Source organism: Pseudoalteromonas luteoviolacea H33-S, from assembly GCF_001625695.1.
Taxonomy (GTDB): domain Bacteria; phylum Pseudomonadota; class Gammaproteobacteria; order Enterobacterales; family Alteromonadaceae; genus Pseudoalteromonas; species Pseudoalteromonas luteoviolacea_B.
On sequence record NZ_AUXY01000075.1, the window covers coordinates 11,548 to 31,722 of the forward strand.

8 protein-coding genes are annotated in these 20,175 nt (G+C 40.6%); 2 read left to right on the plus strand and 6 right to left on the minus strand.

Going from position 1 to position 20,175, the window contains the following annotated elements; genetic code table 11:
• Positions 1-25: 25 nt before the first annotated feature.
• The 4 genes from N477_RS13860 to N477_RS13875 form a co-directional block, all read right to left on the minus strand.
• Positions 26-11,131 (minus strand): RHS repeat-associated core domain-containing protein, encoded by an 11,106-nt coding sequence (locus tag N477_RS13860; RefSeq protein ID WP_063361642.1) that lies wholly within the window; start codon positions 11,129-11,131, stop codon positions 26-28.
• Positions 11,131-12,486 carry a fibronectin type III domain-containing protein gene (locus tag N477_RS13865; protein ID WP_063361641.1) on the minus strand — a complete coding sequence of 452 codons (1,356 nt, stop codon included), beginning with the start codon at positions 12,484-12,486 and terminating at the stop codon, positions 11,131-11,133. The genes N477_RS13860 and N477_RS13865 overlap by 1 nt, the downstream gene beginning before the upstream one ends.
• A gap of 378 nt (positions 12,487-12,864) precedes the next feature.
• On the minus strand, positions 12,865-14,901 hold the full coding sequence (locus N477_RS13870; protein ID WP_196760623.1) for a S9 family peptidase: 2,037 nt from the start codon (positions 14,899-14,901) through the stop codon (positions 12,865-12,867).
• A gap of 236 nt (positions 14,902-15,137) precedes the next feature.
• Complete coding sequence (locus tag N477_RS13875; RefSeq protein WP_196760624.1) at positions 15,138-15,935, minus strand: helix-turn-helix transcriptional regulator; 798 nt, start codon at positions 15,933-15,935, stop codon at positions 15,138-15,140.
• An 85-nt stretch (positions 15,936-16,020) separates the two neighbouring features.
• On the opposite strand from N477_RS13875, the gene N477_RS13880 reads away from it, so the two are divergent.
• Together N477_RS13880 and N477_RS13885 are read left to right on the plus strand one after the other, a co-directional pair.
• Positions 16,021-16,392 (plus strand): DUF3224 domain-containing protein, encoded by a 372-nt coding sequence (locus N477_RS13880; protein WP_063361639.1) that lies wholly within the window; start codon positions 16,021-16,023, stop codon positions 16,390-16,392.
• 234 nt (positions 16,393-16,626) lie between these two features.
• Positions 16,627-18,570, plus strand: coding sequence for a discoidin domain-containing protein (locus N477_RS13885; RefSeq protein WP_063361638.1), 1,944 nt, complete (start codon positions 16,627-16,629; stop codon positions 18,568-18,570).
• A gap of 314 nt (positions 18,571-18,884) precedes the next feature.
• Here the strand turns inward: N477_RS13885 and N477_RS13890 are convergent, their stop codons facing one another.
• A complete protein-coding gene (locus N477_RS13890) occupies positions 18,885-19,877 on the minus strand; it encodes a hypothetical protein (RefSeq protein WP_063361637.1) in 993 nt (330 codons plus the stop codon).
• A gap of 13 nt (positions 19,878-19,890) precedes the next feature.
• On the minus strand, positions 19,891-20,175 hold a 285-nt coding region (locus tag N477_RS26305; protein ID WP_196760625.1), incomplete at its 5' end, for a hypothetical protein.

Here is a 20,175-nt window from a genome sequence, read left to right on the forward strand (position 1 = left end):
TTTGATGAACATAAATGACACCTAGTTATTTCACTGGAAGAACAGTTTCGCTACCCGGAGTTCTAAAATTGCTTCCTGGCCGAAACCCCAATACTTGCTGTGCAGCTCCAAAAGCAAAAGAATTAGAGTTAGTCGACAACGGCATGTAAGGTATATTTGAGTCATTTACAGAAGCACCATAAGCAGACAGTGTGTTAACAACATTATCGTAATTGTCAAAATAGCCGACAAGCTGTGTTCCAACTGAAGCGCTACGCCCCTCAATAGCTAGTGCTGTGGCTCCCTCGTGTACTGTTAAGTTACCAAATTTACCCGAAGATGAAGAACCTGTGCCGCTAGCACCAGCACTGACAACAGGTAAACCTCCTGAAGAACCTCCTCCAGCTGATGGCCCACCTCTTATTGCATAGACTTGACCATCAGGCCCCTCTACAAGCACATAAGCATGCTGAGCAGCACCACCAGCAACATCACTAAAACCAAGAGAAACTTTTGCTTTACCAGCTATCGAAGGAGTATTACCCTCTTGTGCAACTCTTGACCGCTGATTATTAAACAAGTTCCCCATTGCCGAAGTAATGGCACCGTTAGCAAATTTCCCCCCTGTTACGTGAGAAATTGTGCCACCAAGCACCCCCGCAATCACAGCTTCAGCAGGGTTGTATCCACTAACATCAAAACCACCAATACCTTCAAAATGAGGAGTTAACCCCTTAGTTATACCTGCACTAAAGAACCCATGTCCGAACTTCCCTCCTTGTAACGTAGAAGAAATTCCCCCAACAAGTGCATGAGATGATATATGATAAAAACCATTTTTAACACCAGCACCAAAGAAGCGACCCGTTTTGGTAAATTTATCTCCAATAGCTTGAAAAGCTTTTGCTGTAGCATAACTTATAGCTGCAGCCCTTATCCCTGACCCCAAACTTCCAGTAACTGCAAATGTCTGTGCACCACTAAATGCCGCCAAACATGCTGGGGCTGCTGCACTACAAGCAATACCGATACCAATTTGAACAGCAGCATTCAGTATTGGGACTTTAGCTATAGCTCTTAATAAGTGCCCTGTCCCAGTAACCTTTTGGACTGTACTCAACAACTTCTTAAACAAATACCCACTCGGATCTGTATACGACATCGGATTATTCAGCACATAACTATATCGGTTATAGTTCTGCAAATTCCCCGGCGCTTGAACAAACGGGTCGGCCTGCATAAACCGACCGGTACCTGCATCGTAGATCCGACCATTCATATGAATGACGCGGTTATCATCACCCAACTTAAGAGACTCATGACCAGTATAACCACGTAGGTTACCAAATATTTCGCCAAGCACAGCGGTTTGTAGATCATAATTCATGGCAGCTTCTACTGCCGTTGGTTTTATGACTGACTGTTTGCCGAATGCATCGTATGTAAACTCTTGTTGTATCTTATACTTCTCATTCGTAATCGCGATTATTGAACCCTGATAATCGGTAAACAACCACTTAAGTTCTGCATGAGAGCTAATTGATTCATCAGCAGCGACTTCTACGGTGTAACTTTGAATTGCATCATTTCCTACATAGCGCTTGATCACATTCGTGGTCAGTTCAGAGCTTTTCGGATAAGTTAGCTCCAACGCGCCAACATAATAAACCGTTTGTTCATTGTCTTCGCGCTTGTAACGACTGTTGTTTGCGTCATATTCAAATGTAACCGTTTCATTGTTCGCAGTAATAGAGCTAACTTTGTTACGGTCGTTGTATTTAACTGTCCGATAGGTTATGCCATCTTTGCTCATGCCAGTTTGGTTGCCATTCGCATCATAATCGAACGATTCAGCTACATTTCGCTTAAGCACGTCGTTGTACTTTTCACGCTTTGCGATAGCATGTAATGGTTTACCAGTCGCTCCATAGGTTTGCGTCCAACCATCTTTAGACGTTAAATTGCCATTTTCGTCGTATCCGTAACGATTAGTCACACCATTTTTTGTGACCGTTTCTAAACGATTAAGCGCATCATATTTAAAATCTTGCGTATTGGTCAGCTCACCAGGATCATTGAGGCGTCCGTCAGAGCGGCTAGTCAGATTACCTATACCATCAAAGTCATAAGACTCAGCAAAGATCTCCCCTACCTTTTTGCTCTTAAGCATACCGTTGCTATGATGTTCAAGTACAACAAGTTGCCTGCCTTTGTAGTAGTCTAAGATTTGACCTCTATCATTGGTGTTATGAACTTTAAAGTAAGCTCTACCTTGCGCTCCCTCTCGGGCTTCATATCTGGCATATAACTGCTCATTTTGATACTCAAAGCGTGTGCCACGCGCTTCCAGATATGTGCCGGAAGCTTCACGACGATAGTCATCAAACTGTTGCCAAACTCGGCCACGCGCATCATAAAGAGTTTGCTGAATAACGCAGCCACTGGTCAGTGGATCTCGCAAGCTGGCATCGCTAATGCGAATATCACCTATGTTTGCATCAACCGATACACCACACTGATTACCTTTGACAGAGGTTACGCTACCACTTGGTCGACCATAGTTATCATAATAATACGATCGCTTCCATTGCCCCTTTTGTTCATACTCAAGTTGATGTGCCTGATAGTTAAATGTGCTAGTCCCTGCCTCCTTCTTTCGGCCCAAATCATCGTACTTTATGTCGGTCTCAACACCGCGTGCATCCTTTTGCCATACGAGCTCGCCAAATACGTTGTATTTATACTCCCAAGTCCCTGAGTCCACGTCTTGCATTTTGACTTTGCGTCCAAGGTAGTCATAAGTGAATACTTGCAACTGGGTATTGCCATCGGCACCTTCATCCGCGCTCGACTTCACACTTTCTTGATTGCCAGTGATATCGTATGTATACGTAAGCACATTTCCGCGTGCATCGGTGACAGAGGCAACCTGACCAAATTTATTGTAGGTTGTGATTGTGCTCAACGTACCACCATTGGCACCGTCAATGTTTCCAGATAGAGACAGCGTTTCAATTAAACCGGAGCGGCTATAGGTCGAGTGTACTCCGTTTTCTATATCTGAAGACTTTAACAAGGTATCAAAAGCATTATATGTATTTTCAACTTGGCCAAAGTCGGTTGAATAGTATGTCGTAGAATAGGACTTTGTTACCCGACCATGTATGTCATACTCATTGTGAGTTGTATACGTTTTGCCATTGACGTCCATCAGCTCAGTTTTATATGCACGGCCTAAACGATCAACAAAGGTGCGTTTCACACGCGTGTCATTTTTGTACTCTTCGGAAATAAACGCACAATAACCGATGTCACTTTCACATTGAACATTAATCGTTTTGGTGAGCTCTCCTGTTGCTGCAAATGCACCTAGGGTTGAACCAAATTCATCATAGTAAAAGTGCGTCGCAACTTTATCAGCATTTTTCACCTCTGTAGGTTGGCCAAATGCATTGCGCTTGTCACTCGCAATGGTTTTTTCCGTAAACACACTATTTGACTGGCTTATTACAAAACGGCCTTCATCATCATATGTGGTTATTTTCTTACGGGCCGATATCTTACCGCATTCAACTGAGTTTGTAGTGCCTGAGTGGGTAGGCTGAGTACTGACTTCAGTGGTATTACCAAAAGAGTCGTACACATAGGTCGTTGTGAGTTCAGAATTACACTTTTTACCCTGCTCCTTATGCGCTTCTGGCAGAATCGTTTTTTCTGCTTTCAACATGCCCTTGAAAGGCCCATCTTGATAGTAGTCAAAACTCGATTGTGATACTCGAGTGCCACTAAAACCATCTTTGCTTAGTGTCACCGTCGTTGAAACCAGTCGACCCAACTTTTTTTTATACTCGTCATTGTCAAAGTCATTTGTGGTCACTTGTGTACTGATTGCACCAAGCTTAGTTCCGCTAGGCTCTACAAAATTGATTGCATCTTGCGCACTAATTGCCTCATATGTACCTATGGTGATATCTGTCGAATTACCAAAGTCATCTGAGACAAAAGTTGAGCTACTACACGCGTATTTACTGACCGACCAATTTTCTATATCGTAGTCAATTTGCGCTGTGCACTCATTACTTATTTTCTTATAAGGGCGATATCGATTACGTTTACCGACACTAACTGGGTTACTTTCATAGTCATTTTTCGCAACACTCAGTAGAGTCCCGTCTGCATATTTTGTGGTCGAGATTGGCATACCGACCAAAGGGAAATTTTGGTTATATTGGGTTGTTGTTTTAAATTTCACCCCGTCTTTTAGGGTTGTTGTGGACAGCTCAGCAAAACCAAGTGAACCACGCCCACCAAACTGTGCTCGCGCGCCACCATACTGATAATCAACAGACAAACGGCTATGGCCATGGATAGTAGGTGCATCTGTTTTTACCGACTTCACTAATGGGGCAGTCCCCGCTAGCTCGGTAATTTTTAATTGAGTCTGTGTAAGCGCATCAGCACCTGTACTTTTTTGGTACAAGTTTGAGTCAGACATGAGCCCATATTCAACATCTGTACGTATGCCATGACCCTCTACAACGGCTTTGAGCATACCTTGGTAAGGTGCATTACCTAAATTAGACTTGGCACCAACAGTCACCCTACTGGCGAATAGCAAATCCACCAAACTGTCTTGATTATAATCAACAAAATATTGAGTGTGCCCTCTGCTCATCTTAAACGCCTGGAGATTTTTAGCCATTTTGACAAATTTACCTGCGGAGTGATCCCACTCATATGAGCTTAAACTTGTAGATCCGTAAGTACCAAAATACAGCTCTACCAAACCATCTCGGTCTAAATCAGCAACCAATGGCGGGATCCCTCCTTGATGCCCAGATACCGTCAAACCTTGCGCTTTAAAAAATAACTCCCCTAATTGTGCATCTTTTCGGTTGAGATCTAACTGTGTTCCATCGTTGATATATAATCGCCACTCTTGATAGTCACGCTGGAGGTTAAAATAAAGGATGTCTGTGAAACCGTCCCCATTTGCATCTAGCGGCATCAGGTGCGTCAAATTACCATCTATTAAATCAATTTTTTGGAAATATTTAGGCTCATGCCTGTCATTGCTTTGTCCAATTGTATTGAGATATAAAGAAGCGCCGGTAAAGTCTTCATTGTGCTCACAACGGTCTTTTTTACATACCATAGACAAGATATCACTCAAGCCATCAAAGTTAAAATCAAGTACAAAATACTGACTATTATATAGTTTTTCTGAGCTGTCACTATCCCATTTATGCGCAAGTCCCATGCCTTCTTGTGTCAGTTTTTTGCCACCGTCAAATACCCCTGACTGTGGGAGCCACATACGACCATAGAAAGCCGATGAAAACGCTTCAGTGCCATTGCCCATTTTATATACAAGATCTAAATAACCATCTCCATTTAGGTCCGCAAAACGCAAATCGGTCATAAACACGTTCGTTGTGGTAGGGGTGCTCGCTCTTGCGTCAAGCAATTGCATACTATAAGGCTGTTCACCCCCACCGCCATCTCCGCCACCATTGTTATTTCCATTGCTATTTGAACGGATTGGTAACCCTCTAGAATCTAAAATGCTGCCCTTTTTGTAAAACTCTTTCCAGTAAACAGAGTCCGAACTGTCATAAGTATCTCGCATGCTAACCCACAGGGTTTGCTTACCGTCATTATCGTAGTCGACAGCGAGCATCTGTACCGCAGAAGCATCTGTACCTCTAGTAAACTCTTGGCTGCATATTTCATTGTGAAAAGTTTCATTTACACAGAGCTGATATTCTACTTGCTCACCAGGTGGCGTGAATTTCTTTAAAACGGCCACGAGCGGTTTACCGTCACCATAAAGATCAACTAGCGTGTGAGCGACTATAGTTGAGCCAGAAAACAAATGCTCAGTACCACCAAATTGAGTGTCCACATCATAACCGTGATACTTAAACTCTATCGGTTTACGGCATAGGTTATTACTACCATTATCCTGCCCTGCGCATTCGCGAATTTGCAATAACTGCCTCACTCCGCTTTGCTCGTTAGGTTCGATAGTTAACTTATAGTGACGCAGGTAAAGCCCATCGTGGTTTTTCACCTCAACCTTGCTCAACTGAGCAGACTCTAATCGCTTCACACCAGCAATATAACCAATACTGCGTGGAACACTGGCTATGTTATAGCTTAAGTCGATGGTATTTTGACTGTAAGAGATCTGTTTAAGTACTTGCTCAGTGCTTGTGTTTGAGGTCGCTCCATCAATCAAACCATATGTATATTTGATGGCCGTATCATCATTTTTGAGGTTGTCTTTCACTTCACTCAGCATCCAAGCAAGGATGCGTGTATCACTACTATCATGTGGGTTAAGCTTAATTTGTGCATCATCAGTACCGCCGTAATATCGGGTACTCCCGTCCTTACTAAGCACTTTGAATGCTGTGAGGCGACTTTGAGGGTGAGCTACAATCTCTATTTGCGTGTAGTCACTGTCTATCTCTAAATAATATTTAGCGCCAATCTCGCCATGTACTCCACTTGCCAACAATAGCCGTTGTCCATCTAAGCAATAGCGATCTTCGTTATCAAAACTCAACCGACTAAACTGCCCGTCTTGTGCATAGGTTTGGCGGCAGCGCGCAATGCTCGATAAACCAGTCAACTGCCAACCTACTGCAATGGCGCTTTCAGGGCTTTGACTATCGTAGGCTAGACCCAATTCAGGCGTATTACCGGATATTCCGACAGGCAAGTTAAACGGAACTTGGTAAGTTGCGCTACCACCTTCACTGACTCTAAAACTACCCGGTGTCACAGATAACTCTATCGAGGTGGTTTGCTCTGCTTGTGTAAACAAAGTCTCAGGTTTCGTTACAGGGGCCACTGTTTCAGGTAAATATGGGGCCACTTTATTTTCTTTAATACTTTGCTCTACTTGGACATATTTAGACCCTAAAGACTTAGGTGAGCAAACAAATATCTCTTCATTGGTTGATGTATCACGAATACACGACTGTAAAACATACTCATAACCACCTGTTGGCCTAGTAATAGTGTGAGTTTGACGACTAAACTCTATCTCTGTGTCCCAGTTTAACTCTACTGAGCGCTCAGTAAGCAAGTAAATTAAGCCTGCTCTATATGAGCTTTGATCAACAGTAAAGGTCAGAATACCTGAGTTATTTGGGTCCTGCAAAACGTCAAACGCGGGGGTTGGGAGGCCATCTTCAGGTGCAAACATATCAAGTCCAATCAACAACTCAATATGATCACTAATGTTGTCATTGTCAGTATCAACTACTTTTAAATAATCGCACTGTGAGTCATTAAGGCAATGCCCATAAAAATAATAGAGTGCACGCTCTGTCAAAATGCTGCTAACTTTGGATGAATCAGGGAGAATTAGCCAAGACTCTATGAGTGACGCACGCTTACCTCCTTCATCCAACTTCACGATCCATTGTTCGCGTGTAAATCCGCCTAGTAGACTTGGCGCGCCACCAGGAAAGAAACGTTCGATCATGGCATCTACAAACGCTTCGTTACTCATGGAACCAGGAAATGCTTCGATTAAATCTTTTGAAGTTAAAAGCGCTTCAATAATTTCAAGCATATTTACGCCTTGGCTATTAGCAAAAACGATAAAGGTAAGCTCGTCCTTATTTGGGATCCGCTTATAAAGCGCGTAGAACAGTCTTATGATTCTTTCTATCGTTGGATGATCTTCGTTTGGTACCCAAAAATCGGGGGATGATGCAATCAATTCTCTAAGTGGGTGTATAGCTGAATCACTTGAACAATCAGTACCATCTGAGCAATCTGAGCTAATATCCTCCCACTTAAGCGCATTCAGATCGATTAAGTCGCGAGTAACGATATATACAACGGTTTCACCTAGATCGCTTGCATTCGTCTTATCGGCCTGTGTTACAACATGAATGTCTTCACCCACCAAAGTCGGTTGCTCTACAACCGGATAGGGAAACATATAAGACCAACGAATTGACCCTGTATTTCGGTCAATGGAATATAGAGATTTGTCATGGGAGCCTACATAAACTTCCCCTCTTGTACTAACTTCTGTTCTCGCGGTAATAGGTCCACGAGTTTTAGCCTGCCAAACCTTACGACCATCATGATCTAATTTATACACATAATGGGCACTCGAACCAAAATATAATTCATCACGCCAAACTTTATCTCCGTATATGTTTGTAACATGCTCACTCAATACAGATGGAGTCGTCACAGTACCCTGAGCTTCAAATTGCCAAGAGATTATATTTTGCTTTGTCAATGCTAAAACTTGATTGTCTTGAGTAGTGTAAGCACGTCCAGAAACACTCTCGATTATCGGGTTATTAATTGGGTCTAAATGTCCATTGGGCGCCTCTGCATGAACATGAAACAGCCCTTTAGCTGCCTCTTCAATGCCATTTATAGCTTGAAGAATTAAGCCGCCTTCATAAAACCCTTTTATTACTTCACGGTGTACGGGGATATCAATCGTGTAATCATCAACTTTTGTGGCTGTTTTTACGCTAAAAGACTGCGCATTAAGTTTAATGCGAATTTGTATTTCACCGTGCTCTGCACTTAACCCGACGCCTTTTATTCTTAAACAGTGATCTTTGCAAGAACCATCAACAGTGGCATCTGGCTTTCGCAATAGATCCGACTCATTTTGACTATTCAACGGCGCGATCAGGTGAGATACACTGCCAATAATTGCTCTGTGATGGTTAACTGTGCGATAAGCTCCCTCAAAACAGGCCTTTTGTCCATTACAAGCCAATATCTGATAGGTGTAACTTCCAGCTTTTGGCGTTTTAACTTGATACCTGCCTGGCTGGCTTTTAGCTAAGGTTACTAGCTCATTTGGTGAACTTGGTTTATCCGCAATCGTGCCTTCCCAACCAATTAACTTATAATTTTGTGTGTGGCTATTGCCGTTCGTTTCCCACGTCACTTCATAAGGTTCTGAATACTGGCGTCCAAAGCTGTTTTTAAATAATGGCTTATTAGGTAAAGGTTCAATATTGACAATCGAAAATGTTGCGGAACATTTCGTTGGACCTTCTTGGCGTAACCCTCTGCCATTGCCATATTCGTGATTTACCCCTTTAACACATACTTGTGCTTCCATCTGATTATGTTCATATGATGTTTGCAAATGATGCCAAGGGTAAGAAGTCGTCTCATTTAAATTAATAACATCTGTAAATGTCCCATTGCTTTGTTTTAACCTTAGTGACCAACGGTATTGTTCTGCATAAGCTACTGCTGTTCTAACTTCATACTTGCCATGCGGTTTGCTTTGTTGCGTAACATTTGATGGCATCTCTGGTATCGGATACAGAATTTGCAACTGAAAAGCTTTAGAAGTGGATGATTTATTATTATTTGCCTCTGCATAGGCATGTAAATTTACACTACCAGCAATAGATACACGCCATTTTGCAATGAATTCCACCGTGTCGCCAGTAGTTGTAGGTAAATCTATGGTCTGATTTGGCAAAGTGCCATTTGTACCTACTTGATAAGTTCTTCCTTTATATATGATCGAAAATGCCTGCGCTTTTCCATCAGCGGTTAAACGTAATTGCTTTAGCCAATGATTGGCTGAACTAAACCCTCCTAGCCTTATCTTAAAGCTAATGTCTTTACCTACTTCATAGATATTTGTTGCATTCGGTTGATGCTCAAGTTTGATACCAAAAGGCGGTTTAATATGTCTTTGCAATGCAGCAATCGCAACTTCACCCAGTGTATCCTCGACATAAGCATAATAGTAATAACTTGAAGTACCTGTTGATGAAGGGCGGGCGACTGATTCAAAAGAACAACCAGCAGGCGTATTCGACGCATTGTCTAAGCTATGGCAGTTTGAAGGCAAGCGGTTTGCCCCTTCGCAACGGGACTTTCTTGTCGTTACATCAACTGGCACTCTCCCGTAGACCTTACACACTTGTGCAGTTTTTAATCCCCCCGCATCGGAAGCCGCCAGCGCAATTCTATAACTATCGCCATCAAAAACATGCTCTTTATTAATAGAGCTTGTTAATGTGATACTAGGCGGTTGATTAATGCTAACACTGGCACTGGCTTCAGCTGATTCTTCATTCTTCTTATCCTTGGCAGTAACCGTATAGCTTTGACTTTGATTTATATTTCTGATGGGTAGTTTGCACGTATATTTGTTACCTGTAGCAGCCTTGGCACAACTAGAAGAAGATAAATTTAAAGCATTACATGCATTGAGGATGCATAACTTTGCACTAGCAAGTTGATTTTCTGAGGCACCATCTTTATCACTAATTATAGCGACCAAGCTTGCAGAACTACCTCGATTGACAGATAAATTTTGACCTGTTCTGCTGCCCTGTTCAACAGATAACTCAACCGTTGGAGCATTGTTTTTCTCATGCACTTTAACTTTGACGCTCATTTCAGAGCTGCTTTTGCTGTCTTCTACATAATAATTAAAGGTAACATCACCAAGATCATCTAACGTTGGCGTAAATTCGTAAACACACTCGCTAACGTTTTCTTCACAGGTTTCTAGAGTCGTATTGCCACTTTTAATACTGTGCGATTTAATAGGTAAACCACCACTTTGTGCACTAAATTTAATAGTTATGCTGTCTCCAATATACACAATGTCATCATTTGATGGGCTAATTAATCTAGCTGTGGGCTTACTAACAACAGTTAATGGCCGTGAGCACGTATCGTAGTCTTTTTCATATATAACCTTACTCGTAATCCCTTCTTGTATATGGGAAAAATAAACTGTAGCCGCGCCTGTTCTGGTTGGTGTAATCTCAGCGTAGCGATGAATACGATTTGGTAAATAATCAGTTATATTGCCTTCAAAGCTAACCCTTTGGCCAACGTACTTAAAGTTTGGATCCGCTGCCGTGATGTCTTTTTTCGTTTGCACTTCTTGTTCACCAGAGTGAAACATCACCGCGTTGCTCTTATTGACTACTACTACTGCCTCTTTACCATTTTCAGAGCAAGTAAACGTTGCTCTGGGCTTAGGCGGAGGGTCAGGGTGGTACTCTATACATTCTTGAGAACCAGAATCCCACTTTTCGCCATCTGGACATTCCCTTGCTAATAATTCAAAACTGGTCAATGCTAATAGCATTGACATAAATATCTTTAATTTCATCACTCTTTGTGCTCCTTCACCCAGTTAACTTCAATATTTATTGTTGGTTCTTGTTGTTCTTGCACATTACTTGAAGATGAGAAAAGCGACATAAAACTACGTGTGCAACTCGATAAATCTCGACATCCTTTTGATTGTTCCAAGATTGAGATAGATACATAACGATCGGGTGATACTCGTAAAATTAAATTACTGCTGTTGGGTTCTACAGCGATGTTTGCGGTAATGTGCTCACTAATTAATTCTGGTGGAATATCGACAACTTTATACATCGATTCGAGTGTACGTGGATCTTTTAAATAAAGTTTTCCTTTCATATCTACGACAGCGATCAGCTTCTTTGGTGCTTCTCCTTCAGATGAAGGGGGAAGATCGATGACTACTGGACTCGAGATACTAGAATGAACGGTATTTTTACATATGTGTTCTTTCATGCCGGTGACATCTAGAGCACAGATTTCGCCTGTACCATCTAATTTACTGACACTAACAAACACACTTCCTAGCTCAGGAACAAATTTCCCTTTATTGGCAACTACTCCTTTCATTTCGTATTTCCATAATACATCAGCAGAGCGGTTCACCATAACCACACGTTCATCATGTGTGCTAAACATGACCCCACTCGGCAATGGCAATAACGAACGCTCAATTACATCAAACCCTTTCCCTCGTAAAGGCTCAATATAAGGCGTTAATGTAGTTTCTATGATCTCTCTAGGTATATTGACAACAACCATCAAAGAATCACTTAAAGACTGTCCAAACCCTGAAGCTGTTATTGTAAACGTTTCTAAATTTGATGGGTAAACGTGTATTTTCCCGCGAAGTGCAAGTTGTTCAAATGTCTTACCTTCACTTGAACGTATCACTACATTGCTAGCATTTTCTACTTCCCAACTAAGCTGCGTTAGAGTATTTTGATCCACTTTGTAACTCGACGCCGTGAATCTTTTAATTTCAAGATCATCCACTACTAATGAATTCTGGTGAGCTGGCCTTGTGCTGCAACCAAACTGATTGCATGCGCTCACCCTAAAATTTGCAGAGTGCCCTTTTTTCACAGTAAAACTAAGTGCTTTGATGTCTGAGCCTACACGCACCCACTTACCATTAATTATTTGCTCGATATCATAATAATTGGCACCGGGAACGCCAGTCCATTCAATTAAATAATTCGAGCCAGATTCTTTAACAACTAAATTTTTAGGTGGAAAAATATCATAATCAACAGGAATGAAGATTGTTATCTGACCAACAGAAATAGGTGCATAGGCTTGTTCAAATTGCCTTTGGTCAGAAAAAGAGAAAAAACTAACACATAATAGAGATAATATAACAATATAATAATACATATATACTTCCGTAAAACTTCCTTATAAAACGTCAAAACAAAACATACAGCAATTAAGTTAACAGCCTAAATTGTGTAAATGACTTAAAAAATCGGCCTTGAAAATAAGAACCAAATTTTAATTTTTAAGAATCAACATTTCCCAAAAAAATAAAAACACAAACCCGCATAAGGTACAAAATATTAACATTAAAATATTAAAAATCCTACTGCTGTTAACCTGGTATTGCTATTGAATTTAACATTCAAAGTGTGTGGACGGAGAAAATTTAGATGTGTATAAGTTAAATTTAAGATAGGTTATATAAGAAGCATATTTATCTAGAATAATTTGGGTGAGAACGCGGGCTCTAAAACACCCGCGTTTATTATTTGAAAACTACTTATTATAACCCTCAAACCATGCCAATATATGCTCAATTCGCGCTACTAGGTTAGTAGGCTTGCCTGAACGAGATAAAGAATGTGTCTCGCCCTTAAACACAACCATTTCAACTGGTACTTCGTTTACTTTAAGCGCGTAAAACCACTCTTGCGCTTGACCTATGGGTGTGATCATATCTGCATCACTATGAATAATAAGCGTTGGCGTAGAAACTTTATCAGCAAATTTTAATGGCGACCTATCCCAGTATGCATCAAAATTATTCCACAAGTGACCACCAAACTCTTTCGTCATTTGGCTGGGCGTATACTCTTGCGTACCCGCTTCTGATATCCAAGAGCTCACACTGCGCTGAGTCACTGCGGCTTTAAACCGATCAGTTTTTGTCGTTATCCAATTCGTTAAAAAACCACCATGACTACCACCGGTAATAAATAACTTGTCTTTATCCATCCAAGTATTTTTAGCTAATACATTATCTAAAAACTGAATATTATCTTGATAGTCAGCGCCGCCATAGTCTTTACGTACTGCTTGGCTGTGTTCAATGCCATAACCGCTACTACCGCGATAGTTTACATAAACAACTGCATACCCCTGTGCCGCATACATTTGATTTTCAAAGAACCATTGATGACCCCACATACCACCAGGACCGCCTTTGATATTTAAAATCACTGGATATGACTTATTTTTATCAAAATTAAGTGGTTTATGAACAAAACCCTGAACCTTCATGCCTTTGTCATTTATAAACCACACTTCTTGTGCAGCAGACAGAGCTTTCTCAGAGCGCAACTTATCATTAAATGTAGTTAGCTGGTTTAACTTGTTATTATTTAAATCTAAGCGGTATAACTCGGGTAATTCAGTTGAGCTCTCAGCGGTGAAAACCAAATACTGGCCGTCTTGTGATACAGCTAGATTATCAATTTTTTGTTTTTTATCTAATAACTTAGTGACTTTACCGCTGTTAACTGACACAGAAAACAGTCGCTTTGCACCATGATCATTTGCTGTAAAATAAAGTTGCGTGTTATCTGGCGACCAAATTGCAGATGTGGCGTTTCTGTCAAAGTTTTTAGTCAGATTGAATGGCTTTTTACCATTACCGGCCAACAACATGAGATCAGTTTGCTCGTAGGTGTCTTCAGAATGTAAATAAACCAGTGCCTCACTATTTGGCGCCAGCGCCGTACTATATTGCGAATGAGGATGGTGAGTTATTTGCGTAGTGTTTTTAGACGCCAGCTCTAAACGATAAACATCACTGTTTTCATTGCCTTCATAAGCTTGCCCGGTTTTATTTGCATGATAGTAAATGTGCGCACCATCATTGGATATCACTGGGCTTTGTGCATTCCAGCTAGTGCCAGATGTTAGCTGACTAAGCGCTTGAGTTTTTATGTCATATTCGAATAAATGCGTTCGTTTATCACTTAAATAGCCCGAACCGTTCGAAATATACTTGGCATTTTTAATGATAACAGTGTCTGGCTCAGCACGCTTTTTAGCTGACTTGTCTTCAGCCTCTTTATCGTCAGTTGCATCTTGTGAGCCCTCAACACGCAGTGATAAAAGCAGCTTATCTCCAGATGGAAACCATGCAAAAGATGAAAGGCTTTGCGTTAATGAGGTAACTTGTTTGGCTTCACCACCATTAGCTGGCATAACAAATACTTGTGACTTACCATCCACTGAGCGTATAAAAGCAACTTGGCTGCCATCTTTTGACCATTTAGGAGACCAATCGTCCTTGCCTTGGGTAAACTCTGAGACTACCCCCTGCTTATTTATTTTATAAATTTGATTATCTCTACCACTGGCATCATCGTTAACCGTTTGCTTTACAAACAAAATGACATCGTTATTTGGAGATATTTGCGGACTGTTCATGTACACAAAATCAAAGTAATCTTCTGGTACTAATCCCTTTTTGAGTTCTTCTTGTGCTGCGCTATGCCATGAGCCAAGCGCCGTTGAAAGTAATAGCAAGCTAGGTAAGCTAACCGACTTTAATTTTTTTATCATAATATTGTTCCGAATTACGTATTTCATTATGTTACTAAATATCATGATCGCTTAACATTTATTAGAGATAAAACGCAATTCCGTGCTTTGAATTAACCAGCAACGACCTAAGCTGACTTTGACTTATAAACATGCATTGATCGAGAGCGCATAAAATTAATAAGTAACCAAAGGATAAGCTCAAACCTTACTGGAATTTAGATTGGATATGATCAGTCGTGATGCGCACATAGCTTTTATTTAAGATACTGTCCAGGTGTAACACCAATAATCTCTTTAAAGTCACGGATCAAGTGAGCTTGGTCCGTGTAACCAAGTAATTCAACAACGCCCAAAATATCTATACTGCCTATTTCTAGCTGCTTTAATACTTGGTGCAAACGATATTTTCTAATAAGCCATTTTGGCTTTAATCCAATATGCTTATTAAATACGCGTTGGATAGTTCTTTTTGATAGGTTGGATTTTAAAGACAGAGCTTCAACCGAAAAAATACTAGTATCATTTTTTATCAGTGTACAAAGAGCCAAAGCTTGGTGCTGGCTCACACAATAGCCTGCAGTATAATTTAATAAGAATGCACTGAGTGTATTAAATATATCTCGGTCTGATTCAGCATCGAGTAAAGGTAACAGTCTGCTTTCAACTTGGTCGCCAAATATTTCACTCGCAGAAAGTTCTTTATCCACGTATTGACTGAGCGGTTTATCTAATAAATGTGATAACGCACCGATATTAAACTTAACACCAAGTATTCTACCTTCGCCCTTCATAGTATAAGTATATAATTTACTCACAGGACCTATCAGTTTAACTTGATGTGCTTCTATCACTAAATGAAAGTTAGGGTCAGGTAAATTCTTTTGAGTATGGGGTTTATCTCCACTCAATTGCCAATCCACAAACCAAAATTGCTCAATTAGATCCTCAAGCGGAGCTTGTGGAAAAAATCTACGTAAATCATAATTTTTGTTGCCCAATTTATGGTGCAAGACACCCGCTACACTCTTATGATTCTCTTGCAAAGCTTTCAACCCAGTTGTTTGTCGCGTTTTTACAATACCAGATGTCAATTCAAATGCTAAGCTGCAAAAAACACGCATACAAGAGAAACTAAAAGTGAAACTTACAGGTATTTTTCAAGTAAACGATTGGCAAGAATCGGATGTCGCTTTGCTCGCCGATGGCACAAAAATAAGCAATGCCACTGTACAACAGACATATGAAGGCGACCTCATTGGCACTAGTACAGTGCATTATCAGCTGTACTATGACCGTAAAGGAAACGCTGTATTTAATGGCTTTGAAGTATTTAAATACGCTAACAACGAAGAAAACATGCTGGTTATTCGTCATAAAGGCCAATTTGCCGATGGCATAGCATCAAGTACTTTTACCATCATAGACTGTAAAGATGATCAAGGTATGATAGGAAAAACAGGTAACTTCACGTCAATTGAAGGTCAAAAATCCGTCTACTCATTTGAGTAGTGCAGTATCCAGTATGTACTGAATACGTCCATCTAAAATCATATTTTATGAGCTGTGTATCTAATCGCATAAATATACAGCCCACTAACAAATAACACACATTTTATATGAATATAATTATTTATATAAAACAAACAATTAAGTTGTTATTTCCTATTCAAAAAAGCGCCTTTATTCGATACTATTCGCACTACAATAATAGAAAATATCTCAAGACAAAAAATAAGGATGACTATGTTTAGACTTCTTGGTATTTGCTCTTTGGCTTTTGCCGCCGCCGCTAGTGCTCAACCATTTACCCTCATCGAAGACGTCAAAATATCAGACCAAAAAATCACTATACCAATCAATGGATTTAACGATCCGGTTGTATTTGCTTCCATACCCACTTTTAATGATCCACAAGCGGGTGTTGTATCAATTTCAAACGTGACAGATTCAAGCTTTGATGTTCAATTTAAAGAATGGCCGTATTTAGATGGCCTACATGGCGAAGAGCGTGTTGCCTTTTTAGTTGCAGAAAAAGGACGTCACCAGCTTCAAGATGGGAGTTTTTGGGAAATTGGTGAATTCACCATGAATGGTGGTTCCACGCATCAATTTTTTAACGAAAGCTTTGCTCATACACCGCATATTTTACTAAGTGGTCAAACACAAAATGACCCCGATGCCTATTCATTGCGTGTATCAAGCGCATCAGCGCTAACCTTCGGTGTTGCACTCGATGAGCAAGAGGCGGGAAATAATCATGCTGAAGAGTCGATTGGTTACCTTGCCGTTTATAGTCCTACCAATGCAGGGATCACACACAATAATGAAGCTTATGAGTTGACGCACCAAGCCATTAACCAAGAAGGGTTTCAAACCGTCAATGGAAAGCTGCTCGTACAAGAGGAGCAATCACGTGACACCGAAACCGACCATTTACTTGAAATCATAAATATCCTAACTGTTAAGAATAAGCTGTTTGCTCAGGATATTACTCACTATGGCAAAGATACGATGGCCCTTCGTCTAGATACTGGTAGTCATTTTGCCATTGACCCTGGAGAAGCAACTGGGCAATATGGCAACATTGCATTGCTAGGCAGCAATGGGCTAACTGAGGCCTCTTACACCGCTAGTAACACTTATTCAAAAGATAGCCCTTCAGGCGCATTTGATGGCTTTAACAACGGTCAACAAGTAAACATTGACACTCAAAAGCGCATCAGACGCGGAACATGGGTCTCTACTGTTAATCAAGAACAGTGGCTACAAGTCGCGTTTGAGCGTAATGCATACATCACTTCTTTTAGAGTTATGCTTTATGAAAGTGCTAAAACTATGGGACCAAAAGAAGTTACCCTGCAAGTTTCGCAAGATAATGTGCACTTTAGAGACCACGAGACTCTCACAATCCCAATGGGCCTTAACCAACTTATTACTTTAACAGAGCCTGCTATCGGAAAGTACGTCAGACTAAAAATTCACTCTACGCATGGCAGCTCCATGCGTGTAATAGGCGAATTAGAGTATTATGGCGGCTTTGTAACACATGATACCGTCATAGAACCTGAAGACCCAACACCGATTGAAGGCACCACATGCGCTTCGATAAAACAGCAAACACCAAATGCAACCACAGGGATTTATCAGATAGACCCAGATGGAAATGGCGGTGAGCCTGCATTCTATGCGCATTGTGAAATGACTCTTAATGGAGGTGGCTGGACACTGGTAGCAAACCACTCGGATGGGCTAAATGAACTGGTTGTTACTTCACCGGTCACTGAGGTGACTAACGGCGTATTACCAGCAGCACAATGGCAGAATATTCAAAAGCAGATGACTTCAGGAATGATGTTTGTAGATGAATACAATCAGGTTTCACAAATCAGTAAAGCCAAATTAACCAACGCTAACTGTGTTTCCTTGCAACAAAATGCCGATTTAAGCCAGCCCAAAGTCCCGTATGATACAGCTGTCCTATGGCAACACGAAGGAACTGGATGTAGCCTATCCGGTCTTGATTACTCATTTATCAGTTTAAGTACAAAGCCAACAAGCCGTGGTGATGGTTACACGCGCAATGGCGCTTCGCTATATCAGCATAATGTTAAGTTTGACCTCTGGCCATATAACAACGGCGTATACAGTGGTGCGGAACAAAACACTTTACTGTACTACGTAAAATAAATATTGCGCCGACTCGCTAATGGAGTCGGCCTTCTATTTTCTATATCAATAGGCGATGAGTAAGGTTGTGCAATCTTGTATATAAGTGCAGGCCTCGGCTCGCTATACAAATACATATTATGTAAAAAGCAAGATTGGGTTTAAAACACTGGAAGACAAACCTGATTATCATGCACATTAGCTAGCTGAAACTGGCGTTTATCGTTTCAAATAACCTACGAAAAGATAACTAGTTAAAAAGTCATGATAAAAACTAAAGGAATTAATACGATAAACAAACTAAGTATGCTTGTATATCAGTAAAAACAAACTCATTATTTTTTATTAGTCCCCAAATAAACCTTTGCTTCGACTTTACCCGCCTCTTTAACAACAAGTTTTAGGTTTGTATCTTTTCTAAGTCCCTCATCTTTAGGGTGGAGGTTGTAATCATTCCAATGCAGCGCGGTATTTACTCTCGCAGCATCGAAAGCATCTCTTTTTTGCAATCTCAATAGTGTTTTTTCAAGCGCTTCAAGCTTTTTCTGCCCACTCCCAGCCATTAATTCAAAGCCAATGTAAGTTTCAACCTGTTCATTGATCTCAATCTGGATCCCTATTAAAGGCCATTCATCTCCAGCAAGTGTGAAGAGAGTTTCTACATCTGACATAGAGCCGCTCCAACCGACTTTTCGAAGCCATGGAATAATCTTTGGTGGGGGTAAATATAATGTCAACCTAATGCCACGCTCCCCTCTTGGAGCAAGAGGTGCTATATGGCTGATGTTGTACCCATATGGCAGCGCATCAGCACATCGTTTAAAACTAGACTCTAGATTTGCAGTCATTGGCATATCACTAATAAGATCCATTGTTTTCACAAAGTCTTGCCAAGCCTGTTGAGTACTGACATTCTTTTTTAAAAAGTTATTCCTTAGATTGGGATCTATTGACGCTGTAACCAAAGTAGTTTGCGTCACATCATCAATCATGTCACATTCAAACCAAATAACAGCATCTTCAATGCAGTCTTTCTTGGTATATAAGCGCTCAGAGATCTTTTTAATATCTTTTATAGTCGTATTATCAGAGCTTTTATAATTTAAACATTGCGCATAAAACTTAGCTATATCACTACTATGTATCTCTACTAAAAAATCTGTTCTTGTATCGTTTTCTGCCAAACGAACTTCAAAAATAGTCGATAACCATACCGCTTCAAAAAGTGATGTAATCTCAGTTGTCATCTCATATATACGAGATGACAACTGTACTGAAGATTCTTGTTCAACTATATTTGCAACGGCTTCTTGTAAGCTATAGTCCACGCGAATAGCCTGCTTAGTTCACTACATAAATGGCAGTATCTGCAACCTGACCATCTTCTGACATTATCTGAAGAGAAGCTTGTTTTACACCCTCTGTAAGATTTGCATCTATAGGAATGCGCATAGTTACTACAATATTACACTCATCATTATTCAAAATAGCTTTACTCTCTTTCTTCTGCGCTTTAATGGGTGAAGGCGCGAGATTGTGGATATAAATTGTACTTTCTACAATTTCCAACGCGTTGATATTATCCACTTCATTTTGCTCAATTGGACGGCCTTGTTGATCAAATAG

What these genes read in the sequence shown, in the direction of transcription:
- N477_RS13860 (WP_063361642.1), bottom strand. Translation starts at nt 11,131, where the DNA reads ATGAAATTAAAGATATTTATGTCAATGCTATTAGCATTGACCAGTTTT.
- N477_RS13865 (WP_063361641.1), bottom strand. Translation starts at nt 12,486, where the DNA reads ATGTATTATTATATTGTTATATTATCTCTATTATGTGTTAGTTTTTTC.
- N477_RS13885 (WP_063361638.1), top strand. Translation starts at nt 16,627, where the DNA reads ATGTTTAGACTTCTTGGTATTTGCTCTTTGGCTTTTGCCGCCGCCGCT.
- N477_RS13870 (WP_196760623.1), bottom strand. Translation starts at nt 14,901, where the DNA reads ATGATAAAAAAATTAAAGTCGGTTAGCTTACCTAGCTTGCTATTACTT.